The sequence below is a fragment of the Kitasatospora sp. NPDC029312 genome, assembly GCF_055569215.1.
Genome location: NZ_JBVHXY010000011.1, coordinates 110,385 through 135,841 on the forward strand (window position 1 = coordinate 110,385; position 25,457 = coordinate 135,841).

Genomic DNA, 25,457 nt, shown 5'->3' on the forward strand with positions numbered 1-25,457 from the left:
TACGCTGGGCCGGACACCGCCGACGGAGGGACCGCGACGCCATGTTCGACCCCGTGATCGCCGCGCTGTACGAGCGCGACGAGACCAGCCGGACGCTGGGCATCGCCCTGGAGGAGGCGTCCGCCGGACGCGCGGTGATGCGGATGACGGTGGCCGCGACGATGGTCAACGGGCACGGCACGGCGCACGGCGGCTTCCTCTTCCTGCTGGCCGACGCCGCGTTCTCGTACGCCTGCAACAGCCACGGCCCGGTGACCGTCGCCCAGGCGGCGCAGGTGGCCTTCCTGGCCCCGGCGGCCGTCGGGGACGAGCTGGTCGCCGAGGCGGTGGAGCGCTCGCGGGCCGGGCGCAGCGGGATCTACGACGTGACGGTGCGCCGGGCGGACGGCCGGGTGATCGCCGAGTTCCGCGGGCAGAGCGTCGTCATCGGGGGCCGGCCGCAGGCCGGTTGAGCGGCCGGCCCCGCCCGGCTCATTCCCGCGGACGCTCGTCCAGGACCTGCTGGAGCTTGCCGGTGCGCGGGTTGGTCACCAGCTGCGAGCGCGGCACCCACTCCACCGTGAGGGGGTGGATGCTGCCGAGGGCGGCCTCGGACGGGTAGAGCGGCAGGGCCGTGTACACCGCGTCGACGAGCCGGCCGGCGAGGTCGGCGGGCGGCGGCTGCTCGACGTAGCCGAGCCGCAGGACCAGGCCGTCCCGGCCGTCCCAGCGCCGCTGCACCAGCTGCATCCCGGCGATGTGCCGGCCCGGGTCGGCGGCGATCAGCACGGCCCGCACCTCCTCGGTGGGCAGGGCGACGGTGCCGACCCGGGCGCCCTCGCTGGAGCGGCCGAGCAGGCGGAAGCGGCGGCGCTCGCCGTCCACCCACTCGGCGCGGTCGCCGGTCGGGTAGCGCAGGATCGGCATCAGGGTGCGGAACAGGTTGGTGACCACCACGCGGCCGGGCGTGCCGGGGGCGGTGACGACCTCGCCGGTCACCTCGTCGAGCAGTTCCACCACCGTGCGGTCGGCGAAGGCCTCGTGGACCCGGACGTCGCCGCCGGGGACGGGCGCGCCCACCAGCCCGGCGTCGTTGGAGGCGTAGCCGACCGAGGCGACGGCCGCCTTCGGGAAGGCCCGGGCGAGCAGCGGGCGCAGGTCGGCGAAGAGCAGGTCGCCGCCGAACAGCAGCAGCTCCACCCCGTCGGCGCGCTCGCCGCGGGCGATCAGGCACTCGGCGACGGCGCTGAGCTTCATCGGCTCGCCGGCCAGGACGTGCACGCCGAAACCGGCGATCAGGTCGGCGATGTACCCGTTCGGGGCGGCGCCGCCGACGGCGAGGCGGACGTTGTCCACCGGTGCGTGGTGCAGGGCGTTCTCGATGTAGAGGAAGCCGCCGTAGAGTTCGCCGGCCGTGAAGAGGTTGGCCACCCGGTGCCCGGGCCGCAGACCGGCCCGGACGAGCCCGGCGCCGAAGGCGGTCACCGAGTCGGCGTGTTCGGTGCGGGTCCAGGGCGAGAACTTGGGGACGCCGGTGGTGCCGCCGGTCCGGTAGACGCCGGCGTCGGTGAGCGGGCCGGTCAGCACCCGGTTGTCGGGCCAGGTGTTGGCGGCCCAGAACGCGGTCTGGTCGATCACGGGGAGCTGTTCGAGCCGGTCGACGGCGGACGGCAGGTCCCGGTAGAGCTCGGCGTAGAACGGCGAGTTGGCGCGGGCGAACCGGATCAGCTCGGCCAGGGGCTTGGTGGGCATGGGGGGCTCCGTGGGTCGGGAGGCGGTTCAGGGGGCGGGACGGGAGGTGGGTGCGGCCGCCCCGAGCCAGGTCCGGGCGAGGGCCTGGACGGCGGAGCCGTCGGGGTCGGCGAGCTTGGCGGCCAGGTAGTCGGCGGCCCACGCGTTGGCGGGCACCCGGAACGGCGGCCGCCGCTCGCGCAGGGTCCGCACCACGACCTCGGCGACCTCCCGGGCCGGCTGGCCGGCCGACTCCCAGCCCTGGCCGCCGACCCAGTCCAGGTAGCCGGCGAAGGTCGGCGCGTACGGGCCGGAGGCGGCCTGGATGGTGGTCCGGTCGATGTCGGGGAAGACCCCGAACTCGGTGTCGGGGACGAAGCCCGGCACCACCACCGAGACCCGGACACCGTGCGCCGCGGCGACCGGGGCGAGCGCCTCCATGAACCCCTCGACGGCGAACTTGGCGGCGCAGTAGGCCTCGTTGAACGGCTGGCCGATCACGCCGTGCACGCTGCCGACGGTAAGCAGCCGGCCGCCGGCGGCGCGCAGCAGCGGCATCGCGGCCCGGCTGACCGTGACGACGCCGAAGAAGTTGACGTCCAGGTTGGCGCGCAGCGCCGCGTCGGTGGACATCTCCAGGGTGGGGTCGGAGTTGGAGACGCCCGCGTTGTTGACGACGGCGTCCAGTCGCCCGTACGTCCACCGCACGGCGTCCAGGCAGTCGGTGACCGACTCGGCGTCGGTGACGTCCAGTCGGCGGACGTCCACGGCGGTCCCGGCCGCCCCGGCGGCGCTGCGCAGCGCCCCGGCCCGGGCGGGGTCGCGCATCGTGGCGACCGTGGTGTACCCGGCCCGGGCCGCGGCGACGGCGGTGGCGAGGCCGATGCCGGAGGAGGTGCCGGTGATCAGCAGGACCCGTCCGACCGGGTCGGTGAGCTGGTGTCGGCCGGGGTCGTTCACTCGGCGTCCTCCGTGAGCGGTTCGGGGCCGGCGCCGTCGTGCCCGGCGCCGTCGTGCCCGGTGGCGGCCCCGGTGGCGGCCTCGTCGCGCGCGGCGGCGTCCAGCAGCGGCTGGAGGCCGAGGGCGGGGAGGAAGGAGCAGGCGGCGAGCAGGGTGCCGCCGGCCATCACCGCCCGGGCGGCGTCCAGGATGCCGAGCGGTCCGGTGAGCAGGGAGACGGCCAGGCCGCCGACCAGCGCGGCCAGCGGGATCACCCCCCAGGTGACGGTCCGGAAGGCGGCGTGCATCACCCCCTGGTTGCGCGCGGACATCCGGGACTGCCGGGTGGGTGCGCTGCACACGTTGATACAGGACATGAAGAAGCCGTAGCAGCCCATGGTCACCGCGATCACCGGCCCGGCCGGCAGCGCGGGGGCGGCGAGCACGCCGAGGCCGACCAGGCAGTGCAGCAGCAGCGACCAGGCCATCGTCCGGCCCGGGCCGAACCGCCCGGCGAGCCGGGGCGCGACCACGGCCCCGGCCAGGGCGCCGAGCGCGGCGACCGACATGGCCGCGCCGAAGACGCCGACCTCCACCCCCAGGCCGCGGTAGGCGAGGACGGGCAGCACGGTGACGAAGACCGGCCCGCCGCAGTTGAGGGTCACGGCCGCCAGCACCACCCGGCGCAGCACCGGGTCGGCCCAGTTGAGCCGGAAGCCGCGGGTCAGCCGCTCCCGGATCGAGCCCTCCTCGACCGTCGGCTCGCCCCAGGGCCGCATCCAGCGGAAGCAGACCGCCGAGACCAGGTAGCTGGCGGCGTCGACCAGCAGGGCCGCCACGCCGAGCGCGCTGTACAGGGCGGCGGCGATGGACGGCCCGGCGACCTCGGAGACCGAACCGCTGCCCTCCAGCCGCGAATAGGCGCGGACCATGCCGTCCGGCGGCACCACGGCGGGGACGGCGACCAGGTAGCCGACGTTGAAGAAGATCGTCGCGCCGCTGATGACGGCCACGCAGCCGAACAGCAGCGGGGTGGAGAGGACGCCCAGCGCGTACGCGAACGGGATCGCCGCGACCGCGGCCAGCCGGACCAGGTCGCAGGCGAGCATCGTGCGGCGCTTGTCCCAGCGGTCGACCAGCACCCCGGCGATCGGCCCGAGCAGCGGGATGCCGAGGTACTGGGCCATCGCGACCACGCCCACCTGGAGGGCGGAGGCGTGCAGCACGAAGATCATCAGGGTCGGGACGACGAACACGGTGACCTTGTCGCCGACCAGGCTGACGGTCTGTCCGGCCCAGAAGAGGGAGAAGCTGCGGCCGAGCGGGGCGGGGCGCGCCGGGCCCTCGGCGTCGGTCTTCGTCGGGTCAGGCTTCGTCAGGTCGGCCGTCGGCAGGCCGGCCTTCGTCGGGTCGGGCTGCGCCGGGTGGTCCTTCGTGGGGCCGGCCTGGGCGGAGTCCGCCGTCATGACTCCTCCCGGCGGACCAGGGCGGCGGTCTTGCCGGTGCGCCCGTTGCTGACCAGCTCGTCCACCGGGCGCACCCGGAAGGACCGGGGGTCGTGCTGGAAGGCGGTGCTGAGGGTGAAGGTGGCCGTGAACAGTTCCTTGCGCAGCCGCTCGACGTCCGGCGCCGCGTCGGGGCCGGCGGCCAGCACCAGCAGGTCGAGGCCGGTGGCCCGGCCGCCCCGTTCGGTGAGCACCACCTGCGCCCGGGCCACCCCCGGCTCGCGCTCCGCCCGGGCGATCAGCTCGTCCACGTCCAGCCCGAGGCCGCGCACCTGGACGACGCTGTCGCGCCGGCCCAGGACGCGCATCGCCGGCTCCGGCCGCCCGCACGGGCAGGGGGCCAACTCGCCCGCGTCGCCGGTGCGGTAGCGCAGCACCGGGTTGAGCATCTCGGGGTTGAGGGTGGTGAAGTCCAGCAGGCCGTCGGCGTCGGCGTGCACCAGCTGGTCGGGCAGCGGGTGGAAGACGTCCGCCGGGCACTGCGGAGTGTTGGTGCCCACCACCCAGGTCTCGGTGCTGCCGAACATGCCCCAGCGCCGGGCCTGCGGCGCCACTGCGGCCAGATCCTCCTCCAGTTGGGGCTGCCAGGCCTCGCCGAGCCACAACACCTTGCGCAGCGACGGCAGTTCGACCCCGGTGGCGCGGGCGTGCGCGAACCAGAGCCGCAGCACGCTGGGGGTGCCGCCGATGGCCGTCACCCGGCGTGCGGCCAGGAAGGCCAGCCAGTCCCCGTACTCCTCCTTGGCGACCGAGCCGAGCGCGATGATCCGGCAGCCGGACAGGTCGGCGAGTGCGGCGGCGAGGAAGTGCGCGCCCCACATCCGGCCGGCGCCCCAGGCGTTGACGAAGACGTCGGTGCGGTCGAGCGGCTGCCAGTGGGCGTGCACGCCCGCCATGTAGAAGCCGCTGGGGGCGTAGCCGACCTTCGGGGCGCCGGTGCTGCCGCCGCTCTGGAACAGCCAGGTGGCGGACTGCTCGGCGGCCGGTTCCAGGTGGGCGAGGGCGGTGTTGAGGTCGTCCTTGGCCAGCGGCGGGAGTTCGGCGAGCCGGTCGAGGGATTCGGCGCCGAGGTGGTCCGGGTAGCGCGGGGCGAGGCCGGGGACGGACCGCAGCCGCTCCAGGGTGCGCCGGGCCGCGTGCAGCCGGGGCGCGGCGGCCTCGGGGGCGAGTGAGAAGGCGGTCATCGGGGGTCCGTCCGGTGGTCGGAGCTGAGGGCGGCAGCGGCGCGGGGGCCGAGGTCGAGGGTGAGCGGGCGGCCGCCGTCGGCCAGCCACTTGGCGTGGCCGTCCCGGTAGGCGGCGAAGCGGGCGCGGGTGACGTCGCGCTGGAGGGCGCGGTCCGGGTCGGCGAGGTCCGGGGCGATCACGCCGTCCGGTTCCAGCTCGGAGAACCAGTACCGTTCGCCGTCGTACAGGAAGTCGACGCAGAAGAACGGGATCGGCAGCCGTTCCGCGAACCAGGCGGTGGCGGCGGCGAGTTCGGGCGGCACCGGGGGGAACTCCATGGTGCCGCCGCGGCTGGCGTTGGCGACCGGCGAGCCGGGCTCGGGGGTGCGCTTCATCACCGCGTACGGCCGGCCGTCGACCACGTACACCCGGTAGTCGATGGTGCCGTCGCCCAGGTAGGGCTGGATCACCAGGGTGGTGTCGCCGCCCTGGGCGAGGCTGGCCAGGCCCCGGACGTCCTCGGGGCCGCGGGCCAGGTTGATCCCGCCACCGCCGCACCAGCCGGCCGGTTTGACGATCGCCGGGTAGGTCATGGACCCGAGCGCGACCTCGTAGACGTGCTTGCTGATGTCCCGGCCCGTGCCGATCCGCACGGTCGGGACGGTGGGCACCGGGGAGCCGGCCAGGAACAGCAGGGTGGCCAGCTTGTCGTTGCCGATCAGCGACACCTGCGGAGGGAACGGCAGGTAGAAGCCGGCCTGTTCGAGCACCGCGTAGAGCGCGTACTGGTTGAAGACGTCCATCGACTGGTACGGCAGCGAGTAGAGCGCGGTGATGAACAGGGTGTCCTCAGGGGTCACCGGCTCCTCGTCCACGTACACCCGGGGGCGGCCGGGGGCGGTGGCGTCCACGGTGACCGCGTCCGGGGCGTGCCGGCTCCAGCGCAGGCCGAGGTCGGCGGCGCTCTCGGCGTACAGGTCCCAGAAGAAGCCGTGCCACATCTCGGCCATCCGGGAGGACTCCCGGTCGGGGAAGATCCAGCACAGCCGGCGCAGTCCGCCGGCCGGGTCGGGGGTGCTCATCGGGCTCCTCGCGGTGCGGGTGCGGCGGACGATCCGGCCCACCAGCGGCGGCCGGCCTCGGGGAGGGTGTCCACCGGGTCGTAGTAGGGGTGGCGCCGGGCGAGCGCGGCCTGCGGGCCGCCGTCGCCGGCCGCGGCGGCCTCGCAGGCCTCGCCGGTCTCATCGGCTTCGGTGGTCTCGCCGGCGTCCAAGCTGGTGCGGTAGTTCTTGGTCCAGTACGAGATGCCGCGCTCGCGGTCGTACTCCACCGCCTGGTGCACCCAGCGCTTGCCGACGCGCGGGACGTCGCAGACCAGGCGGGGCGTCGCATAGCCGGGCAGGTAGCCCATGATCGCCTCCTGGAGGTACTGCGCCCGGTGCAGCGGGGTGCGCCAGTGCTCGGCGCCCGGCACGACATCGCAGAGGTAGAAGTAGTACGGCAGGACGTTCGCCTCGCCCTGGAGCGCGAAGCACAGGTCCAGCAGGTCCACCGGGGTGTCGTTGACGCCGCGCATCAGCACGCCCTGGTTGCGCACGTCGCGCACGCCCGCGTCCAGCAGCGCCCGCGCCGCCTCGGCCACCAGCGGGGTGACCGACCGGACGTGGTTGGCGTGGGTGTGCACCGCGAGGTTGACGGCGCGGCGGGCGGCGATCCCGGCGACCCTCGCCACGCCCTCCAGGACCGTGGGCTGGAGCCAGTGCTGTGGCAGGCCCACCACGGCCTTGCTGGCCAGCCGGATGTCGCGCACCGTGCCGAGGTCCAGCAGCCGCAGCAGGAAGGACTCCAGGCGCGGCCAGGGCACGTTGGCGAGGTCGCCGCCGGAGACCACCACGTCGCGCACCGAGGGGGTCCGCTTGAGGTAGTCGAGCATCTGCTCCTGCCGGTCGGCGGGGCGCAGCAGCAGCCGGGTCTTGGCCACCTGCGGGGTGGAGGTGCCGACCAGGTCCATCCGGGTGCACTGGCCGCAGTACTGCGGGCAGGTGGCGGTCAGTTCGGCCAGCACCTTGGTGGGGTAGCGGTGGGTCAGGCCCTCGACCGCCCACATGTCCGCCTCGTGCAGCGAGTCTCGTTCGGCCAGCGGGTGGCTGGGCCAGCGCGGGTGGCGGTCGCTGCGCACCGGCAGCATGTAGCGGCGCACCGGGTCGGCGAGGAAGGCCTCGGTGAAGGCCTGCGGTTCGGCCGGGGCGTCGGCGGCCATGGTGTTCAGCACCTGCGGTGGCAGCAGTATCGGCATGGTGGCGAACTGGGCCTGGTCGGCGGCGAGTTCGTCGTAGAATCGGTCGGTGAGCAGGGAACCGACGACCGCCCGCAGCTGGCGGGCGCCCTGGACGGAGTGGGCGCGCTGCCACTGGGCGTCGCGCCACTGCGCCTCGGTGACCTGCCGCCAGCCGGGCAGTCGGCGCCAGTCCGGTTCGATCAGCGCCGTCCGCACGTACTGGTACGGCTGGCGGAGCACGGTGCGGGCCACGGCGTGCTACTGGCCGGTGAGGAGGCCGGCGTGGCGGGTGCGCAGCTCGCGTTTGAGCACCTTGCCGGTCGGTCCCAGGGGGAAGTCCTCCGGGGTCCGGGCGATCCGGACGGCGGCGAGGGGGGCCAGGCCGGCCGCAGCCAGCGCCGCGTTGGCGGCGGCCCGTACCTGCTCCGCCTCGGTCTCGGCCGCGTTTGTCTGCAACTGCACGACACCGATCGGGACTTGGCCGAGCCCCGGGCCGGCCGGGACGCCGACCACCGAACAGTCCCGGACGAGGTCCGCGCAGTCGGCCAGCAGCACCTCCTCGATCGGCAGGCTGTAGACCGGGCCGCCGGCGGTGTCGATGACGTCCACCGTGCGGTCGAGGTGGTAGTAGCGGCCGTCGGCGTCGCGGCGGGCGACGTCGCCGGTGAGCCAGTAGCCGGCCAGCTCGAAGCCCGCGGTCAGCCGCTCGTCGTTCCAGTAGCCCGGGGTCAGCGAGGGGGAGTCCACGGCCAGCAATCCGACGGTTCCGTCCGGGAGTTCGGTGCCGTCGTGGTCCAGTACGGCGGCCCGGCGGACGACCTCCAGCGGCTTGCCGACGCAGCGGTCGTCGCGCGCGCTCTCCGGGGTGGTGACCTGGCCGAAGAGCGCCATGCCCATCTCGGAGGAGCCCAGCCCGTCGATGAACTGCGAACCGGGCAGGGCGGGTTGCTCCTCCTTCTGCTGCGGCAGCAGCCAGGGCCGGATCAGCCCGGCGGGCCGCTCCCCGAGGGTGACCAGCCGGCGGACGTGCCCGTGATGGGCGCTGTCACCGGTGTTGAACCAGGAGTGCACCCGGGCCGCGCCGCGCACCGGCAGCTCGCCGGTGGCGAGTTCGACGAGGGTGCGCGGGAAGGAGGCGACCATGGTCGGCTGGAAGGCCTCCATCACCGGCTCGACCACGGCGCGCCGCCAGTCGGACATCACCACGGTCGGCAGCCCGAGCAGCACGGCGGTGAGGAAGTAGCTGAGGCCGCCCGCGTGGGTGTGCGGCATCAGTGACATCAGCCGGTCGTACGGCTCGGCGGGGAAGCGCACCATCCGCGGCTGCTTGCCGTCCCAGAAGCCTCGGTGTGCCAGCATCGTGGACTTGGGGGTGCCGGTCGTGCCGGAGGAGTGGATCAGTGCCACCACGTCGTCGGGGTCGTGCCGGTACGGGTAGTCGGCGGGCAGCTCGACGGCGTCGGCGTCGAAGGCCCGCACCTCGGCGGCGAGGGCGAGAAAGCGCGGGCGCCGCTGCGGGTCCCGGCGGTAGGCGGCGGCCAGCCGGGTGGTGTCGTCGGCGACGGCGCCGACCACGCCGACGTGGTCGAGGTAGCGCACCATGACGTCGTGCCGCATGGCGTCGTTGACCAGCGCGGGGACGGCGCCGAGCGCGGTCAGTGCGAGGAAGTGCAGCAGCGGCTCCAGGCCCTCGCCGACCACGACGGCGACCGGCTCGCCGGGGCGCACCCCGTTGGCGTGGTACCAGGTGGCGTAGCGGTCGCGCAGGGCGGCGAGGTCGAGCAGGCTGTGGCCGCGCAGCAGGATCTCGCCGCGGTGGTCGGTGCGGTGGGTGAAGACGACGGGGGCGGAGCGGTGGGGGTTCGCCGCGACCGCGTGGTCGAGGAAGTTGCCCGCTCCGAGGTTCGGCTCGGTCATCAGCCGTTCTCTGGCGGCGAGGGGCGCGATGGAACTGTGATCGCTCATGGCGGTCTCCGGACGTGGGTGCCGGGCGCGGGTTCTCGTGGAACCGGCGTCCGGGAGCGGTGAGGGGCGCCCGCGGGCCTGTCGGCGCGGGCGGGGCAGAGCGGGAGAAGAGAGGGGGCTCGGGCTAGGCGCGGTCGAGGATCTCGGCGACCACCCGGTGGCCGGAGCGGACGGCGCCCTCCATCAGGCCGAAGAACGCGGTGCTGGTCTCGGTGCCGGCCCAGTGCACCCGCCGGTGCGGCTCGGTCAGCGTCGGGCCGAGCCGCGTCCAGTCGCCCGGCCCCATGAGGGCGGCGTAACAGCCCCGGCTGAACGGGTCGTCGAGCCAGTCGGTGACGTGGAAGCCGGACGGTTCGGGGAGCATCGGGAACAGCCGCGCGGCCTGGGCGAGGGCCTCGGCGCGCTGCTGACGCGGGGTGAGCGCGCCGAAGCGGTGGGCCTCGGCGCCGGTGACGAATCCGGTGAGGACGCCGATCCCGGCCGTGGGGGAGTCGTCCACGGTGGAGAGCAGCGGGCCCCGGGCGTTGACGGACCAGCCGGAGAGGCCGTGGTCGCGCCAGAGCGGCGCGGGGTAGACCAGGTGGACCTTGACGGCGCAGCCGCGGGCGGTGTGCTCGCCGGCCCGGGGCGTCGGCAGGGCGGGCTCGTACGCGATCGCGTCGGCGAGCAGCGGGGGCAGGGCCATGACCGCGACGTCCGCCCGGTACGCGCCCCGGTCGGTGTGGGCGGTGACCGACCGGTCGTCCTGGTGGACGGCCCGGACCTGCTCGCCCAGCCGGACCCGGCCGCCCAGCCGTTCGGCCAGCCGCTCGCACAGCTGGTGGGCGCCACCGTCGACGCGGTCCTGCTGGGCGCCGCCGGCGAAGGCGTTGAGATAGCGCAGCCCGCCGCCGGAGCGCAGGTAGAAGGCGAGGTGCAGGACGGAGATGTCGGCGGGGTCGGCGGCACACATCTCGCCGAGGAAGAGCGGGAAGAAGAGCCGGGCGTCCGGGTGGGTGAGGTGCCGGTCGGCCCACCCGGCGGCGGTCAGGGTGTCCAGCCGTTCGGCGTCCGGTGTGAGCCAGGGGGCCTCCGGCCGTACGGCGGCGGTGAGTTCGGCGAGCCGATCGAACAGGTCGCCGAGGGCGACGGCGTTGAGCGGGGGGAACCGGCCGTCCCGGGTGGCGGCCTCCTCCCCCTCGCCGGCCGGCGCTCCGGTGTGCAGGGCGAAGCGGCTGGCCCCGAGCATCGTGGTGGGGGTGGTCTTGAGGCCTGATTCGGCTAGCAGGAAGGCGAGTTCGGTGTGCTGGTCGCCGAGGTAGGCGGCGCCGGCGTCGACCCAGGAGCCGGGGGCGGCCTCGATGCCGTGGGTGCGTCCGCCGACCCGGTCGCGGGCCTCCAGGACGGTGACGCCGTATCCCCGGGCCGCCAGTCCGGTCGCCGTGGTGAGCCCGGCCAGGCCGGCGCCGACCACGAGCGCGGTGGATCTGTGGTCCTCGCTCATGCGGCGGCCGTGATGCGCTGTGCGAGGCCGGCCGGGGTGGGCGCGAGCAGGAAGTCGTCGAAGGTCAGCTCGACGCCGTGGGTGCGGGCGACGGCGCTCAGCACCCGGGTGGCGAGCAGGGAGTCGCCGCCGAGGTCGAAGAAGTCGGCGTCGTCGGTGATGTCCTCGCGCTCCAGGACGCGCCGGAAGACGGCGACCATGGCCTGGGCCGTGGCGGGGGTGGTGAGGTCAGTGCTCAAGGGAGGTCTCCTTCGACCTGTCGGGGGCGGGCGCCGCGTAGCGCAGGTGGCAGCCGGCCCGGTCGATCTTTCCGCTCGGGGTGTGCACCAGCCTGGGCACGACGGTGATCCGGCCGGGCACCAGGTGGCCGGGGACCCGGGCCCGCAGGTAGGCCAGCAGGTCGCGGTCCAACTGCCGGGCCGGCTGGTGGGGGCGCGCCACCACGTACGCGACCAGGGTCGTGCGGCCGGCCGCGGTGGTGCCGGTGACGGCGGCCGCGGTGACGTCCGGGTGGCCGGTGAGGTGCGCCTCGACCTCGGCCGGGTCCACCCGGATGCCGCGTACCTTCAACTCGCCGTCCAGGCGGCCCCGGTGGGTGAGCAGCCCGTCCGGATCGCGGCTCATCCGGTCGCCGGTGCGGAAGTACCGGCCGCCGTCCAGGGTGACGAACCGCGCCGCCGTCGCCTCGGGCAGGCCGAGGTAGCCGAGCGCGAGGGCCGGGCCGCCGATCAGCAACTCGCCGCTGTCGTCGAGGCGTTCGACGATGTGCGGCAGGGCCCGTCCGATCGGGGCGCGAGCGGTGCCGTCCCAGGTCCGCCCGGACGCGAGCGGACCGGCGAGGTCCACGGCGTGGGTGATCTGGGTGGTCTCGGTGCAGCCGTAGGTGTTCAGCAGCCGGATGCCCCCGGTCGGCAGCCGGGCCCAGTCGGCCAGCCGGGCCGGGCCGGCCGCCTCCCCGCCGATCACCAGCAGGCGCAGGCAGGAGGGGAGCCGGTCCCCCGATTCGACCAGGTGGTGGACCAGTTCGTGCCAGAAGGCGGTCGGCAGGTCCAGCACGGTGATCCGCTCGCGTTCCACCAGCCGCAGGAAGCGGGGGAAGGAGCCGCTGTGCGCGTCCCGGTCCATGACCAGGGTCGCGCCCGTGGTGAGCGTCGGAAGGATCTCCTCGAAGCAGGTGTCCCAGTTGAGCGAGGCGAACTGGAGCACCCGGTCCTCGGGGGTGAGGTCGAACAGTCCGCCCAGCTCGTGCGCGGTGGCCGAGACGGCCCGGCGGGGCGTCACGACGGGTTTCGGCTGCCCGGTCGAACCCGACGTGAAGAGAATGTAGGCCGGTCGTTCCGGGATCGCCCCGGCCGGGTTCCTGGGGGGACTTCCCGGGGGGCCGTCGGAGAATTCCGTCGGCCCCGGTAACTCCACGGAGCGGGCGTTCAATTGGAGCACGTCGCCGGACCTTCCGGACAACGCGGTGCGGCACTGCGCGGCCCCCGCCATGGCTTGTCGGCGGGCCGCGGGGAATACCGGGTCGACGGGGCAGTAGATGCCGCCGGCGGTCAGCACGCCGAGGAGTGCGACCACCGTTTCCGGCGTGTGGACCGCCGGTACGGCGACCGTGCCGGGCTCCGGACCCAGGCGCGTGGCCAGGGCGTTCGCCGACTCCTGGAGCCGGCGGTAACTCAGGGCGTGTCCGTTGTGGACGATCGCCGGACGACGGGGATTTCGACGTGCGATATCACTGAACACGTCAAGTAGGTCGGGAGCGACCCGAAGGGAACGGTGATTGTTTGACATGCTCGCCCCAAATGGCGCCGAGAGCGCCGAGAACTGCTCATCCGTGCTCGGCGAACGGCGACTCTACCTTCGAACATGCGTGGCGACAATGGATGTTGAGGGCGTTCTTCCAAGAGGCCGTGGCGGAACTGTGAACCGCGCCCGCCGCTCCGGTCGTTCGAGTAGGGACGGTGCGCGCACGGTGATGTGATGAGGAGTCAGTGGCGTTCGACACGGCGGCCGAGCCGGCCCTTTCCGCGGCGATCCGCGCCGAACACTTGCCCGACCGCCCGGCGGTTCGCTTGACTACCCGTCGGACCAGGGGAGGGCGGATGCTCGACTACGACGCCGAGGCGCTGGAGTACGACGCCTCGCGCGGGGGTGAACCACGAGCGGAGGCCGCCGCGGAGGCCGTCGAGCGGCTGCTTCCGGCGGAAACCGGCACGGTGGTGGACGTCGCGTGCGGAACGGGCATCGTGACCGCGCGGCTGCTCCGGCCGGGCCGGGCGGTCCTCGGCGTCGACCGCTCGCCGGGCATGCTGCGCCTCGCGGCGCGGCGCCTCCCGGGCGCGGTGGCCCGCGGTGACGCCGCCCGCCTGCCGGTCCGGACCGGCAGCGTGGACGCGGTACTGCTGGTCTGGCTGCTCCACCTGCTGCCGGAGGCCGCCCCTGTCCTGGCCGAGGCCCGCCGGGTGCTGCGCCCGGGCGGGGTGCTGATCACCACCGTGGACAAGAACGACGCCTACTTCACCGAGCCGAGCGACCTCGCCGAACTCACGGCGCCGCTGCGTCGGAGCCACGCGCCGCAGGTGCCGGACGGCGCCGAGCGGCTGACCGGGCAGGCGGCCGCCCTCGGCCTCCGCCCAGCGGGCTCCACGGCCTTCCCCGGCACCGGGCAGGGCCGCAGCCCGCGCGCCTGGCGGCAGGCCGTCGAACGGGGGCGTATCCCGTGGTGCGCCGACCCGGCCGACGCGGCCGCCACCGTACGGGCCCTGGCGGGCCTGCCCGACCAGGACCGGCCGCGCCCGGACCCGCGCTACCGCGTGCTGGCCTTCCGGGCCTGAGCGGGCGTCAGCGTCCCGACGGCGGCCGGCGGCCCGGGCTTGGGCGGCCGTCCGGGCCGTAGGTGGCTGTCCGGGGCGGCCGCTCAGGAACCGAGCGGCGCCTCCCAGACCAGCCGGGTCCCGCCGCCCCCGCCGTCCGCCGGGCCGAGGGCGAACGCGCCGCCGACGCGCTCGGCGCGCTCGGCGAGGTTGCGCAGCCCGCTGCGCCGGCCGCCCTCCCGTACGCCCACCCCGTCGTCGGTCACCGTGAGCACCACCCGCCCGGCCAGGGCGCGCAGGGTCACCTCGACCCGGGTGGCGCGGGCGTGCCGGGCGGCGTTGCTGAGCGCCTCGGCGAGCACGGCCACCACGTGCTCGGCCAGCTCCTGCGGGACGTCGGTGTCGAGCAGGCCCTCCATGCTCAGCCGGGGCGCGAAGCCGAGCGGCCCCTGCGCCTCGGTGACGACCCGGGTGGCGCGGGCGCGCAGGCCGCGGTCGGGCTCGCTGTGGGCGCGCAGCCCGAAGATCGTCGAGCGGATGATCTTGATGGTCTCGTCCAGGTCCGCCACCGCCCGGGCCACCCGGTCCGCGGCGGCCGGGCTGTCGATCAGCCGGCCCGCGCTCTGCAGTGTCATCCCAGTGGCGAACAGCCGCTGGATGGCCAGGTCGTGCAGGTCCCGGGCGATCCGGTCGCGGTCCTCCAGCAGGGTCAACTGCTCGGCGTCCCGCCGCCGTTCGGCCAGCTCCAGGGCCAGCGCCGCCTGATCGGCGAAGCCCAGCAGCGGGCCGGTCTCCTCCGGCCCGAAGGGCGGCCGCCCCTGCGCCCGGGCCAGCAGCAGCACGCCGCGCCCGTACCCGGAACCGGTGCCCAGCGGCACCGCGACGGCCGGGCCCAGCCCGTCGAAGCGGCCCGCCGGCCCGGCCGGGAAGCGGGCGTCGCCGGCCAGTTCGTCACTGGTCACCGGCGAGCCCGAGAGGTACGCGGCCCCGGACAGCGTGCCGTCCACCGGCACCGTCACACCCAGCCGGGCGTCCGGTGCGCCGCCGAGCGCTACCTCGACCGTCAGCTCCTCGGCCCGCTCCTGCGGGCCGGCCAACGCCACCGAGACGTCCGCCAGCTCGGCGCCCGCGATCTCCCGGGCCCGCCGGGCGATCAGCTCGACCACCTCCAGCCGCGGCGCGCCCGACAGCAGGCTGCGAGTGATCTCGGTGCTGGCCCGCAGCCAGCGCTGGCGCAACTGCGCCTCCTCGTACAGCCGGGCGTTGTCGATCGCCACCCCGGCCGCGACCGCCAGGGTGGCGATCACCGCCTCGTCGTCCTCGTCGAAGTCCAGCCCGCCGCGCTTGTCGGTCAGGTAGAGGTGGCCGAACACCTCGCCGCGCACCCGCACCGGCACCCCCAGGAAGGTGTGCATCGGCGGGTGGTTCGCCGGGAAGCCGACCGAGGCCGGGTGGTCGGACAGCACCGGGCAGCGCAGCGGCTGCGGCCGGTGGATCAGCTCGCCGAGGATGCCCCGGCCGGACGGTGGCGGGCCGATCTCGGTGATCTGCGCCTCGGTCAGACCCACCGTCAGGAACTGCGACAGCGAGTGCCCGTCCGGGCCGATCACCCCCAGCGCGCCGTAGCGGGCGTCCACCAGGTCGGCGGCGGCCGCCACGATCCGGTGCAGCGCCTGGGCGAGGTCCAGCTCACGGCCGACCGCGAGCACCGCCTCCAGCAGGCTGTGCACCCGGTCCTGCGTCCCGCGCGCCGCGTCGATCCGCCACTGGAGTTCCTCCAGCAGCTCGTCCAGGCGCAGTCGGGGCATCCGCGCCCCGCCGCCCACCGCCCCGCCGTCCGCTCCGCTCACCGCTGTCCTCCTCGTTCCCGCCCGACCGCCCGACCGCCCGCCGCTGTCGGCCGGTCGGATCCGGCGCCGTCCGACCAGCGGCGATGCCCGGCTCCCACGCTAGTGCCCGCGTGTCGGCCGGTCAGCGGGCGGGGTCGCGTAGGGTTCGACCCGGACGGGTCTTTCGTCCCGCGAGCGGGGGGCTTGCGGCCTCTGGTCGAGCGCGGGCCCGAACCACAGGGTGGGGAGCAGGAGCGGACGGGCCGTCAGGGCGCGACGGTCCCGCCGCCGACACGATGGAGGAACACATGACGTCAACCGTTGCGGCCGGGATCGACGGCTCGCCCACCAGCACGGCCGCAGCCCATTGGGCCGCCGAGGAGGCCGTACGGCGCGGGGCGTCGCTGCGGCTGGTGCACGCCTGGCCGTGGCTGACCGACGGGGTGGCCTCCTTCGCCGAGCCGGACGACCTTCCCGAGGCCGCCCAGCGCACCCTGGCCGCGGCCGCCGAGGGGATCCGCGCGCGCCACCCGGAGCTGACCGTGCACACCGACGCCGTCCTGGACGCACCCGTGGACGGGCTGGTGGCCGCCGCCGAGGACGCCGACCTGCTGGTGCTCGGCTCGCGCGGCCTCGGCGGCTTCGCCGGGCTGCTGCTCGGCTCGGTGAGCATGGCCGTGGCCGGGCGCAGCGCGACGCCCGTCGTGGTGGTGCGGGAGCCCGCTACGGAACAGCCGGCCTCCGGCGAGGTGGTGGTCGGCGTGGACGCCCACGGCCCCGAGGAGGAGGTGCTGGCCTTCGCCTTCCGCGAGGCGGCGCTGCGCGGCGCCCGGCTGCGGGCGGTGCACGGCTGGGACCTCCCGCCGCTGTTCGGCTACGCCGGCGGCGCCGTTCCGGCGGCGGAGGTCGCCCAGCTGGAGGCGCTGGAGGCCAAGCTGCTGTCGCTCGCGCTGGCCGGTCAGCGCGAGCAGCACCCCGAGGTCGAGGTGGTCGAGGACGTCCGGCTGGGCGCGGCTCGCGGCCTGGTGGAGACCTCCGCCGGGGCCGCCCTGGTCGTGGTCGGCCGGCGCGGGCGCGCCGTCGAGCTCGGCCCCCGGCTCGGCCGGACCGCGCACGCGGCGCTGCACCACGCCGAGGCGCCGGTCGCGGTCGTTCCGCACGGCTGACGCATGACTGACGCACGGCTGACGCACGGCTGACGCAGCGCGGCGGTGACGACCGGTCGGCGGTGGCGGGACCTTGAGCCCTGCTGCCTGCCCGGTCGTCTGCCTCCTTCGGCCCGTGGTCGGTGCTGCGGGCGGGCCGCGGGCCGCCCGCAGCCGCCATGCCCGGCGGTCGGTCGAGGACGCGCTCGACGGGGGCGGCCGGCAGCCCGCCCGCGTGAAGTGGTGTGCGGCCGCGCCCCACACGGGCCGCCCACCACTCACCTCAACGTGCGCCGGCACCGCCGGGGTTCATCCGGGTCCTCGCGCGCGGCGCCTCAGCGCGGCGTCGCGCCCGGGGGCAGCACCCGGGCGACCAGCCGCAGCGGCGGGCTGTGCCGGAAGGTGAGGGTGAAGCCCACCCACTGGCCGGTCCGCAGCGGCGGCGGGGCGGCGATCATCAGATCGGCGTCCTCGGGGGACATCGCCAGCTCGCCCCGGGCGGGCACCGGCAGCGCGGCGACCGGCTCCCAGCGGCCCGCGGCGCCCTGGTGGACGTGCCGCTTCAGGGTGATCGGTCCACCGAACTCCCAGGTGGCACCGGTCAGTTCGTCGGGGACATCGCCAGGGTTGCGGACCGTGAAGAAGGCCGCCGTCGCGGCGGACGCGCCCGCCGTCGGCAGCAGCACCCAGCCCGCGTCGGCCTCCACCGGCCGGGCCCCGCCGGCGCCGCCGACCGCCGTCCAGCCGGTGAGCAGGGCCAGCGCGAGCGCCGCCGCGCCCACCGGTGGGCCGACCGCCCCGAGCCGGTCCAGCCGCCTCATCGCCGCTCCCCCTCGCGCCGACCGCCGTACCGGCCACCGCCGCGGGAGCCGTACGGCCCGCCGCCCCCGCCGCCGTGTCCGCCGCCGCGCCCCGGCTGCCAGGTGCGCAGCCGCAGGCTGTTGCCCACCACCAGCAGCGAACTCAGCGACATCGCGACCGCCGCCAGCATCGGGTTCAGCAGTCCGACGGCCGCCAGCGGGATCAGCACCAGGTTGTAGCCGAAGGCCCAGAGCAGGTTGGCCCGGATCGTCGCCAGTGTCCGCCGGGCCAGCCGTACGGCGTCCACCACCGCCTCGATGTCCCCGCGCACCAGGGTCAGCCCGGCCGCGCCGATCGCGGCGTCACTGCCCGAGGCCAGGGCCACCCCGAGATCGGCCGAGGCCAGCGCCACCGCGTCGTTGACGCCGTCACCGACCACCGCCACCGTCCGCCCCGCGGACCGCAGTTCGGCCACCACCTCGGCCTTGCGCTCGGGCGAGGCCGAGGAGTGCACCCGCTCGATGCCCAGCTCGGCCGCCACCGCGCGGGCCGCGCCCGGGCCGTCGCCGGTCAGCAGGACGGTCTCCAGGCCCATCCCGCGCAGCCGGTGGAGGGCTCGCCAACTGCCCGAGCGCACCGTGTCACCGACCGCCAGGACGGCCGCGGGCCGCCCGTCCAGCTCCACCAGTACGGCGGTGCGGCCCGCGGCCCCGGCGGCCGTCACCGCCTCGGCCAGCTCCGGTGGCAGCTCGGCCGATTCCGGCCGCACGATCCGGACGGCGCGGCCCTCGACCGTGCCGGACACCCCGAGGCCGGGGGTGGCCGCGAAACCGTCCACCGCCGGCAGGGCCCCGCCGCAGCGTTCCCGGGCGGCCGCCGCGACGGCCCGTCCGATCGGGTGCTCCGAGCGGTGCTCGACCGCCCCGGCGAGCCGCAGCAGCTGTTCCCGCGTGAGCGCCCCGGGCGCCGCGTCGGCCAGGCCGCCGGCCGGATCGCCGGCCAGGTCGCGGGCCGGCGTCACCGCGGCCAGCTCCATCCGTCCGGTGGTGAGCGTGCCGGTCTTGTCCATCACCACGGTGTCCACCCGGCGCAGGCTCTCCAGCACCTCCGGGCCGCGCACCAGCACACCCAGTTCGGCGCCGCGTCCGGTGGCCGCCAGCAGCGCGGTCGGGGTCGCCAGACCCAGCGCGCACGGGCAGGCCACCACCAGCACCGCGACCGCCGCCGTGACCGCCCCCTGCGGGGCCGCGCCGGCTCCCAGCCAGAAGCCCAGCACGCACACCGCGACCGTCAGCACGCACGGCACGAACACCCCGGCCACCGCGTCCGCCAACCGCTGGGCGCGCGCCTTCCCGGCCTGGGCGTCCGCCACCAGCGCGGCGATCCGGGCCAGTTGGGTGTCCGCCCCGACGGCCGTCGCCCGGACCACCAGCGTGCCGCCGACGTTGACCGTCGCACCCGCCACCTGGTCACCCGGACCGACCTCGACCGGCATGCTCTCCCCGGTCAGCAGGCTCAGGTCAAGCGCCGAACCGCCCTCCACCACCACCCCGTCGGTGGCCACCCGCTCGCCCGGTCGCACGACGAACTCCTGCCCTGGCAGGAGGAGTTCGATTGGGATCAGCCGCTCCTCGCCGTCCGCCTCGCGCACGCACACCTGCTTGGCGCCCAGCTCGGCCAACGCCCGCAGCGCGGAGCCGCTGCGCCGCCGCACCCGCCCCTCCAACAGCCGCCCGGCCAGCACGAACAGCGGCACGCCGACCGCCGCCTCCAGGTAGACGTGCGCGGTGCCGCCGCCGTCGGCGGTCAGCGAGAACGGCATCCGCATGCCCAACTGCCCCGCCCCGCCGAGGAACAGCGCGTACGCGGACCAGCCGAAGGAGGCCACCACGCCCAGGCTGACCAGGGTGTCCATGGTCGCGGCGGCGTGCCGCAACCCCTGCCACGCCCGGCGGTGGAAGCCCGCCGAACCCCAGGTCACCACCGGGAGGGCCAGCGTGAAGCACACCCACTGCCAGCCGGTGAACTGCGCCGCGGGCACCATCGACAGCACCAGCACCGGGACGGCCGACAGCGCGGTGACCAGCAGCCGCCGGCGCTCGTCCGGCTCCTCCTCCGGCAGCCCGCCGGGCGCCCCCTCGGTGACCAACTCGGCGGTGTAGCCGGCCCGTTCGACGGCGGCCACCAGGTCCTCGACGGACACCCCGGCCGGGTGCAGCACCCGGGCGCGTCCGGTGGCCAGGTTCACCCCGGCTGTCACCCCGTCGATCCGGGCCAGCCGCTTCTCGACCCGGCCCACGCACGCCGCGCAGGTCATCCCGCCGACCGCCAGATCGGTGGACACCAGGGCGCCCGCCTCCGTGACCGGGCTCATCGCATCCCGCCCATGTCGTGCCCGCCCGTCCCGGGCGACGCACCGCGCCCGTCACTCGGCCGGAGCCCCGGCGCCACCGGCCCCGCCTGCCGGCCCACCCCGTACGCCACCGCGAACACCACCACCAGCAGCAGGGCGAACCCCACCAGCACACTCAACGGCCGGACACCCGGCGATTTCGCACTCACCCCCCAGCAGTCGGACGGGGATCGCGAGTGGTTCCCGTACGGTCGGGGATTCCCGAGGTGACACCCGCCACTGTCGTTTCTCCGCCGTACGATCCCTTCGTGTGCCGAGGACCGGCACGGATGCGTCAACAGCAGGGGGACGAGGATGAAGCGTACGAAGCGGGCATTCGCGGCGGCGGCGCAGCCGACCGATCCCGAGGTGTCCACTCGCCCGGGCAACTCGGTCGGCCGGGAACGGGTGAGATCCTGCCCCGCCCGGAGACGGAGGACACCCTGCTCTGGATACCGGACTGGATCGGGGACGGCGGCGCGGTGACGGCCTCGGTGATCCCCACCCTGCCGTTCACCGTCACCGTCGGCTGCCGGGGCGGCGGTTCGGTGCGGGTGCACGTCGGCAGCCTGGCCCCGGCCGACTTCTCGGTGGAGTGCCCGGTGGAGGGCACCGGTACCGGCTCCGTGGAGATCTTCGCCCGCGAGGGCCGGGACCTGCAGTTCACCGTGGAGACCTCGGACCCGTCGATCCACTGGGGCATGTACGCCGTCCAGCCCCGCTGACCCGGGGCCCGCTGACCCGCCCCTCTGTTCCGGTGACCCGGCCCGGTCAGGGCCGCACGCTGCGCGGGCCGGTGACGGCGGCGCCCAGCGCGCCGACGCGGGCGCGGAGTTCGCGGTCGGCGGTGACGACCAGGCAGGGCCGCTCCGGGCGGTCGGCGCGGGCCGCGCGGACCAGTTCCACGATCCGGTCGTCCCCGCTGCCGCTCGCCGCGACCACTCGCACCTCGGGCAGGGCGGCCACGCCCCGTGCGGCGCCCTCGACGACGAGGACCACCTCCACCGGGCCGGGCAGGTCCGGCAGGCCCCGGGCCGCGAGCGGGACCAGGGAGTCCCGCAGCCGCTCGGCGGCGCCGCGCCGGTCACGCCACCAGCCGTCGGGCACCGATCCGACCACGTTCGCGCCGTCCACCACCAGCAGGGGCGGCGGCGCGGTCTCGTTCTCGTCCATGACCGCCAAGCCTGCCAGCTCGCCCGCCGCCCGGCCGAACCGGTGGCCGCGCGGCCGAATCGGGGTCAGCTCAGGGTGATGCGGATGCCGACGGTGCCGCGCTCGCCGCGGCGCAGTCGGCTGCCGAGCAGGGTGAGCACGCCGAGCAGGCCGTACTTCTGGCGCAGCAGGGTGCGGTAGGCGGCGGTGCGTTCGGGGCCGAGGATCTCGGCGGTGGCCGGGTACTGCCGGCCGGTCGGCCGTCCCTTGACGTCGCAGGGGCCGACCAGGACGTCCGCGCGGTTGCGGATCCGCTTGACCTTCCAGGAGTCCGCGACGGTCCAGATGCCGAGCGCGTCCCCGTCGCGCACCACCCAGACCGGGGTCGGCACCGCGGTGCCGTCCTTCCGGTAGGTGGTGACGAGCAGGTAGCTCCCGGAGGAGAGGCTGACGAGCCGGGCGAGCCGGTCCGCGGCGGCGGGGTCGGGCGTGGTCATGGCCCGAGTGTAGAGGGAGCGCCCACGGGTCAGTGCCTGCGACGGGGGCGGCGGCCGTGCAACAGGGCGCGGACGCGGCGGGACAGGCGGCGGTTGTCGCGGCCGCCGACGGCGGTGGAGCCGATCGCGACGGCCCCGCGGGTGGAGGCCGCTCCCGACGCGGGGGTGGTCCGGCGGCGGGCGGCGACCCGGGCGGTGCCCCAGGCGGCGAGGGCGGCACCGAGGATGCCGGCCGACCAGAGGGCGGGGGCGAGACCGGGCCCGTTGTTGTGGAGGACGGGCGTGCGGGCCCACGGCGGCACCTGGGCCCCGGCCTCGGCGTCCGCGACCTCGGGCGAGGCGTCGGCGGAGGCGGTCTTCGGGGCGCCGAGGTCGTCGGCCAGCCGCCCGACCGGCTGGACCTTGCCGGCCGCGGCGAAGCCCCAGTCCAGCAGGCTGGCGGCCTCGTCGTAGACGGTGCCCTGCGCCTCCGGGTGCATCACGGTCACCAGGAGGGTGCGGCCGTCGCGTTCGGCGGCGCCGGTGAAGGTGGCGCCCGCGTTGGTGGTGTAACCGTTCTTGACGCCGATCAGGCCGGGGTACTTGCCGAGCAGTCGGTCCGTGTTGGCGATGTCGAAGGAGGTGCGCTGGCCGGTGTTCTTGTCCAGGCCGCCGGGGAAGCGGGCGGTGCGGGTGGAGCAGTACGAGCGGAAGTCGGCGTTGCGCAGCCCGGCACGGGCGAACAGGGTCAGGTCGTAGGCGGAGGAGACCTGCCCGTCCATGTCGTAGCCGTCGGGGGAGACGACCTTGGTGTCCTTCGCCTGGAGGGACTGGGCGCGGGCCTGCATCTCGGCGACGGTCTGCCGGACGCCCCCGTTCATGTTCGCCAGGACGTGCACGGCGTCGTTGCCGGAGCTGAGGAAGACGCCCCGCCAGAGGTCCTCGACCCGGTACGGCAGGTTCTCCTTGACGCCGACCAGGCTGCTGCCGGCGCCGAGGTCGGCGAGCTCGGCGGGGGTGACCTTGTGCTCCAGGGCGCGGTCGAGCTTGGGCAGCACGGTGTCCGCGAACAGCATCTTGAGGGTGCTGGCCGGGGGCAGCGGCCGGTGGGCGTCGCGGGCGGCGAGCACCTCGCCGGTGCCGGCGTCGGCGACCAGCCAGGAGCGCCCGCTCAGCCCGGCGGGCAGGGCGGGCGCACCGGCCAGCGGCGCGACCTGGACGTCCGGGCGGCCGAGGCGCTCGCCGCCGACGGTCGTGGAGGCGTCCCGGCCGGGGGTCGCGGAGGCGGAGGGGCTTCCGGCACCCCCGCCGCCGCCGAACGCGGCGGGCGCGGCGACGGCGAGCACCAGGGCCGAGGCCGCCGAGGCGGCGGCGAGCCCGGTGACGGAAAGTGACTTCTGCTGCACACGCTTTGACTGCACACCGCGAACGTACCGGCGCCGCCGTCAGCCCGCCGCGCCTGCTGCTCCGTCCGGAGAAACCGCACCGAGGGGCGCGGCGGGCGGGGGCCGCGACTTTGGTGTCCCTGGTCCACGCCGAAAGTGGGATGAGCCGGCGGCCGCGGATTCCTAGGCTCGGGGGTGTGAAGACCCTGTTCGGCTACCTCGGTTTCGTGCTGATCCTCGGCTCCGCCTCCGGCCTGCTGGCCGACCATCTCGGGGGCTTCCGGCTGTTCGGCTTCGTCCGCTTCCTGGTGCCGGACGGCCACGAGACCGTCGGGTACGCGGCCCTCCTGGTGCTCGGCGTGCTGCTGTCGATCCCGGCGGCCCGCCGCGAGTAGGGCGTGTCAGACACGCCTAGCGGGCTCCGGAAGCCACCCCGTCGAGCAGTACCGCGAGCCCCGTGCGGAAGGCCTCGCGGCCGCTGTCCTCGGGGGAGCCGCCGGTGGCGCCCTGCAAGGCGGTCAGCAGGGGGAAGCGCTCGGGAAAGTCCGGGGCGAGTTCGGCGAGTCGGGCCGAGCGGGTGGTCCACCAGTCCTCGTCCGCGATGCCGGTGGCGGCCGCCGCGCCGCGGGCGTCGGCGGTGGTGGCGGCCATGCCGCGGACGAACTGCCAGAGCGCGGCGACCGTTCCGCGCAGCCGCTCCGGCGCCAGTGCGGCCGGCTGCAGGACGGTCAACAGGCTTTCCATCGCGGTCAGTTCGGCGGGGCCGAGGACGGGGCGGGCCTGCGAGACCTGGAGCATCCAGGGGTGGCGCAGGTAGCAGGCGTACAGCTGCTCGGCCCAGGTGGTGGCGGCGGCCCGCCAGTCGTCGAACAGCGATGGGGCGCCGGGTAGTTCGGCGAGCGCGCGGTCGTGCATCAGGTCGAGCAGCTCGGCCTTTCCGGGGACGTACGTGTAGAGCGCCATCGCGGTGCGGCCGAGCCGTTCGCCCACGGCGCGCATGGACAGTGCGGCCATCCCCTCGGCGTCCGCGACGGCGATTCCGGCGGAGACGATCGCGTCCACACTCAGGCCCGGTTTGGGGCCGCTCCGGCCGGGGCGCGGGTCCTCGGGCGCGCCCCAGAGCAGCGCGAGCGAGCGGTAGGGGTCGCCCTGCCCGGCGTAGACGGTCATCCACATCTCCTTATGCCGTAAAGTATCCTCGCACCAGCAATCCTTTATGCCGTAAGGTTACCGAACGAAGGGGCCCCCGATGACACTGCCCGTCACCGTCCTCGACGTCGTGGCGGTCCACCGGATCACTCCGCGCACCGCCCGGATCACCTTCGAGGCCGAGGCCCTCGCCGACGGCGTCGGCACCACGCCTGACCAGCAGCTCAAGCTGTGCTTCCCGCGCTCCGGCCGGCGCGAGCCGGTACTGCCCGCGCAGCAGGACGACCCGATGGGCTGGTACCAGGCCTACCTGACGATCCCCGAGGCCGAGCGCCCGCTGCTGCGCAGCTTCACCCTGCGGCGCCGCCAGCCCGGCACCCGGCGGATCGACATCGACTTCGTGCTGCACGGCGACACCGGGCCGGCCGCCGCCTGGGCGCTGCGGGCCGCGCCGGGGGACCGGCTCGGCATGGTCGGCCCCTCCGCGCTGTACGCCCCGTCGGTGCCGTTCGCCGAGGCCGCGGCGGCCGCCGACTGGGTGCTGCTGGCCGGGGACGAGAGCGCGCTGCCAGCCCTCGCGACGCTGGTGGAGGCGTTGCCCGACGGGGTGCGGGCGCTGGCCTGGATCGAGGTCGCCGACGCGGCGGAACGTCAGGAGCTGGTGAGCCGTGCCGACCTGGAGGTGCGGTGGCTGTGCCGCGACGGCGCGGCCCCGGGCTCCGCGCTGATCGCGGCGTTCCGGGGCGCCGAGCCACCGGCGGGCGAGCCCTTCGTCTGGCTGGCCGGGGAGGCGGGGGCGGTGCGGGAGCTGCGCCGGGGCCTGGTGGAGGAGTGGGGGGTGCCGAAGTCGGGCATCGACTTCACCGGGTACTGGCGCCACCGGCTGACCCAGGACGACGCGCCGACCGCCGAGGACCTGGCGGACGCTCAGGAGCGGCTGGCGAGCTGGTCCTGAAATCCGCGTTTCGCCCGCGGCCGACCGGGAAGGACGGGTCGAAGTGTCGACAAGTAGGCAGCGCGTGGGAATCCGGTGGGCCCGAGGTGGCGGTGTTCCGCCAGTGTCGAGAGTTCGCCATGTGCATTTCCGCTGCCTCGGTAGCCGGTTTCGACCGTCCCTGACCGGCTCTGATCGGTGAAAAAGGGACGGGCGCGGCGCGATTTATACTGTGAATTTTACTTTCTGATGGTCATTTTTACTTCCTGATGGGAATTTCCCCTCTTGTCGGGGTCCTGCCGGATGCGCTGGAATGCGTCCGCTGTCGGGACGCGCGG

Annotated in this window: 24 protein-coding genes; 6 read left to right on the forward strand and 18 right to left on the reverse strand. The window is 75.2% G+C overall.

Going from position 1 to position 25,457, the window contains the following annotated elements; all coding sequences use genetic code 11:
• Positions 1-41 precede the first annotated feature (41 nt).
• The gene (gene paaI / locus ACZ4WV_RS12105) at positions 42-452 is read left to right on the forward strand and encodes a hydroxyphenylacetyl-CoA thioesterase PaaI (protein ID WP_465745477.1); all 411 of its coding nucleotides are present in this window, start codon (positions 42-44) and stop codon (positions 450-452) included.
• Positions 453-471: 19 nt separating this feature from the next.
• Here the strand turns inward: paaI and ACZ4WV_RS12110 are convergent, their stop codons facing one another.
• The 10 genes from ACZ4WV_RS12110 to ACZ4WV_RS12155 all read right to left on the reverse strand — a co-directional run bounded on the left by ACZ4WV_RS12110 (position 472) and on the right by ACZ4WV_RS12155 (position 12,834).
• Positions 472-1,731, reverse strand: a complete 1,260-nt coding sequence (locus ACZ4WV_RS12110; protein ID WP_465745479.1) for a phenylacetate--CoA ligase family protein — start codon at positions 1,729-1,731, stop codon at positions 472-474.
• Positions 1,732-1,758: 27 nt separating this feature from the next.
• Positions 1,759-2,670 (reverse strand): SDR family NAD(P)-dependent oxidoreductase, encoded by a 912-nt coding sequence (locus tag ACZ4WV_RS12115; protein WP_465745481.1) that lies wholly within the window; start codon positions 2,668-2,670, stop codon positions 1,759-1,761.
• Complete coding sequence (locus tag ACZ4WV_RS12120) at positions 2,667-4,115, reverse strand: MFS transporter (RefSeq protein ID WP_465745483.1); 1,449 nt, start codon at positions 4,113-4,115, stop codon at positions 2,667-2,669. The genes ACZ4WV_RS12115 and ACZ4WV_RS12120 overlap by 4 nt, the downstream gene beginning before the upstream one ends.
• Entirely contained in the window at positions 4,112-5,338 is a 1,227-nt protein-coding gene (locus ACZ4WV_RS12125) for a phenylacetate--CoA ligase family protein (protein ID WP_465745485.1), read from the reverse strand. Before ACZ4WV_RS12125 ends, ACZ4WV_RS12120 begins: the two co-directional genes overlap by 4 nt.
• The gene (locus ACZ4WV_RS12130; protein ID WP_465745487.1) at positions 5,335-6,402 is read right to left on the reverse strand and encodes an ATP-grasp domain-containing protein; all 1,068 of its coding nucleotides are present in this window, start codon (positions 6,400-6,402) and stop codon (positions 5,335-5,337) included. The genes ACZ4WV_RS12125 and ACZ4WV_RS12130 overlap by 4 nt, the downstream gene beginning before the upstream one ends.
• Positions 6,399-7,850: a KamA family radical SAM protein gene (locus ACZ4WV_RS12135; RefSeq protein ID WP_465745489.1), complete on the reverse strand. Its 1,452-nt coding sequence runs from the start codon at positions 7,848-7,850 to the stop codon at positions 6,399-6,401. The genes ACZ4WV_RS12130 and ACZ4WV_RS12135 overlap by 4 nt, the downstream gene beginning before the upstream one ends.
• A gap of 6 nt (positions 7,851-7,856) precedes the next feature.
• Positions 7,857-9,563, reverse strand: a complete 1,707-nt coding sequence (locus tag ACZ4WV_RS12140) for a class I adenylate-forming enzyme family protein (RefSeq protein ID WP_465745491.1) — start codon at positions 9,561-9,563, stop codon at positions 7,857-7,859.
• A 124-nt stretch (positions 9,564-9,687) separates the two neighbouring features.
• A complete protein-coding gene (locus tag ACZ4WV_RS12145; RefSeq protein WP_465745493.1) occupies positions 9,688-11,046 on the reverse strand; it encodes a flavin monoamine oxidase family protein in 1,359 nt (452 codons plus the stop codon).
• Positions 11,043-11,285, reverse strand: a complete 243-nt coding sequence (locus ACZ4WV_RS12150) for a phosphopantetheine-binding protein (RefSeq protein ID WP_465745495.1) — start codon at positions 11,283-11,285, stop codon at positions 11,043-11,045. The genes ACZ4WV_RS12145 and ACZ4WV_RS12150 overlap by 4 nt, the downstream gene beginning before the upstream one ends.
• Positions 11,275-12,834, reverse strand: a complete 1,560-nt coding sequence (locus ACZ4WV_RS12155; protein ID WP_465745497.1) for an AMP-binding protein — start codon at positions 12,832-12,834, stop codon at positions 11,275-11,277. Before ACZ4WV_RS12155 ends, ACZ4WV_RS12150 begins: the two co-directional genes overlap by 11 nt.
• Before the next feature lie 311 nt (positions 12,835-13,145).
• On the opposite strand from ACZ4WV_RS12155, the gene ACZ4WV_RS12160 reads away from it, so the two are divergent.
• On the forward strand, positions 13,146-13,877 hold the full coding sequence (locus ACZ4WV_RS12160; RefSeq protein ID WP_465745499.1) for a class I SAM-dependent methyltransferase: 732 nt from the start codon (positions 13,146-13,148) through the stop codon (positions 13,875-13,877).
• Between the two features lie 83 nt (positions 13,878-13,960).
• On the opposite strand, the gene ACZ4WV_RS12165 is transcribed toward ACZ4WV_RS12160, so the two are convergent.
• Entirely contained in the window at positions 13,961-15,664 is a 1,704-nt protein-coding gene (locus ACZ4WV_RS12165) for a sensor histidine kinase (protein ID WP_465745605.1), read from the reverse strand.
• A 329-nt stretch (positions 15,665-15,993) separates the two neighbouring features.
• Between ACZ4WV_RS12165 and ACZ4WV_RS12170 the strand changes: the two genes are divergently transcribed.
• Positions 15,994-16,851, forward strand: a complete 858-nt coding sequence (locus ACZ4WV_RS12170) for a universal stress protein (RefSeq protein ID WP_465745501.1) — start codon at positions 15,994-15,996, stop codon at positions 16,849-16,851.
• Positions 16,852-17,165: 314 nt separating this feature from the next.
• Here ACZ4WV_RS12170 and ACZ4WV_RS12175 read toward each other — a convergent pair whose 3' ends face one another.
• From ACZ4WV_RS12175 to ACZ4WV_RS12185, 3 genes are read right to left on the reverse strand one after another with little or no spacing between them, the layout of a single operon-like run.
• Positions 17,166-17,651 (reverse strand): copper chaperone PCu(A)C, encoded by a 486-nt coding sequence (locus tag ACZ4WV_RS12175; protein WP_465745503.1) that lies wholly within the window; start codon positions 17,649-17,651, stop codon positions 17,166-17,168.
• Positions 17,648-20,005: a heavy metal translocating P-type ATPase gene (locus ACZ4WV_RS12180; RefSeq protein WP_465745505.1), complete on the reverse strand. Its 2,358-nt coding sequence runs from the start codon at positions 20,003-20,005 to the stop codon at positions 17,648-17,650. Before ACZ4WV_RS12180 ends, ACZ4WV_RS12175 begins: the two co-directional genes overlap by 4 nt.
• Positions 20,002-20,163 carry a hypothetical protein gene (locus tag ACZ4WV_RS12185; protein ID WP_465745507.1) on the reverse strand — a complete coding sequence of 54 codons (162 nt, stop codon included), beginning with the start codon at positions 20,161-20,163 and terminating at the stop codon, positions 20,002-20,004. The genes ACZ4WV_RS12180 and ACZ4WV_RS12185 overlap by 4 nt, the downstream gene beginning before the upstream one ends.
• Positions 20,164-20,313: 150 nt before the next feature.
• Between ACZ4WV_RS12185 and ACZ4WV_RS12190 the strand changes: the two genes are divergently transcribed.
• Complete coding sequence (locus tag ACZ4WV_RS12190; RefSeq protein ID WP_465745509.1) at positions 20,314-20,748, forward strand: hypothetical protein; 435 nt, start codon at positions 20,314-20,316, stop codon at positions 20,746-20,748.
• A gap of 46 nt (positions 20,749-20,794) precedes the next feature.
• Here the strand turns inward: ACZ4WV_RS12190 and ACZ4WV_RS12195 are convergent, their stop codons facing one another.
• From ACZ4WV_RS12195 to ACZ4WV_RS12205, 3 genes are all read right to left on the reverse strand, one after another.
• Complete coding sequence (locus tag ACZ4WV_RS12195) at positions 20,795-21,196, reverse strand: NTP pyrophosphohydrolase (RefSeq protein ID WP_465745511.1); 402 nt, start codon at positions 21,194-21,196, stop codon at positions 20,795-20,797.
• 65 nt (positions 21,197-21,261) lie between these two features.
• A complete protein-coding gene (locus tag ACZ4WV_RS12200; protein WP_465745513.1) occupies positions 21,262-21,672 on the reverse strand; it encodes a PPOX class F420-dependent oxidoreductase in 411 nt (136 codons plus the stop codon).
• 29 nt (positions 21,673-21,701) lie between these two features.
• Complete coding sequence (locus ACZ4WV_RS12205; protein ID WP_465745515.1) at positions 21,702-23,072, reverse strand: D-alanyl-D-alanine carboxypeptidase family protein; 1,371 nt, start codon at positions 23,070-23,072, stop codon at positions 21,702-21,704.
• Between the two features lie 161 nt (positions 23,073-23,233).
• Between ACZ4WV_RS12205 and ACZ4WV_RS12210 the strand changes: the two genes are divergently transcribed.
• Positions 23,234-23,431: a hypothetical protein gene (locus ACZ4WV_RS12210; RefSeq protein WP_465745518.1), complete on the forward strand. Its 198-nt coding sequence runs from the start codon at positions 23,234-23,236 to the stop codon at positions 23,429-23,431.
• Positions 23,432-23,447: 16 nt separating this feature from the next.
• On the opposite strand, the gene ACZ4WV_RS12215 is transcribed toward ACZ4WV_RS12210, so the two are convergent.
• Positions 23,448-24,206, reverse strand: a complete 759-nt coding sequence (locus ACZ4WV_RS12215; protein WP_465745520.1) for a TetR/AcrR family transcriptional regulator — start codon at positions 24,204-24,206, stop codon at positions 23,448-23,450.
• Between the two features lie 79 nt (positions 24,207-24,285).
• Between ACZ4WV_RS12215 and ACZ4WV_RS12220 the strand changes: the two genes are divergently transcribed.
• Entirely contained in the window at positions 24,286-25,140 is an 855-nt protein-coding gene (locus ACZ4WV_RS12220) for a siderophore-interacting protein (RefSeq protein ID WP_465745522.1), read from the forward strand.
• Positions 25,141-25,457 lie beyond the last annotated feature (317 nt).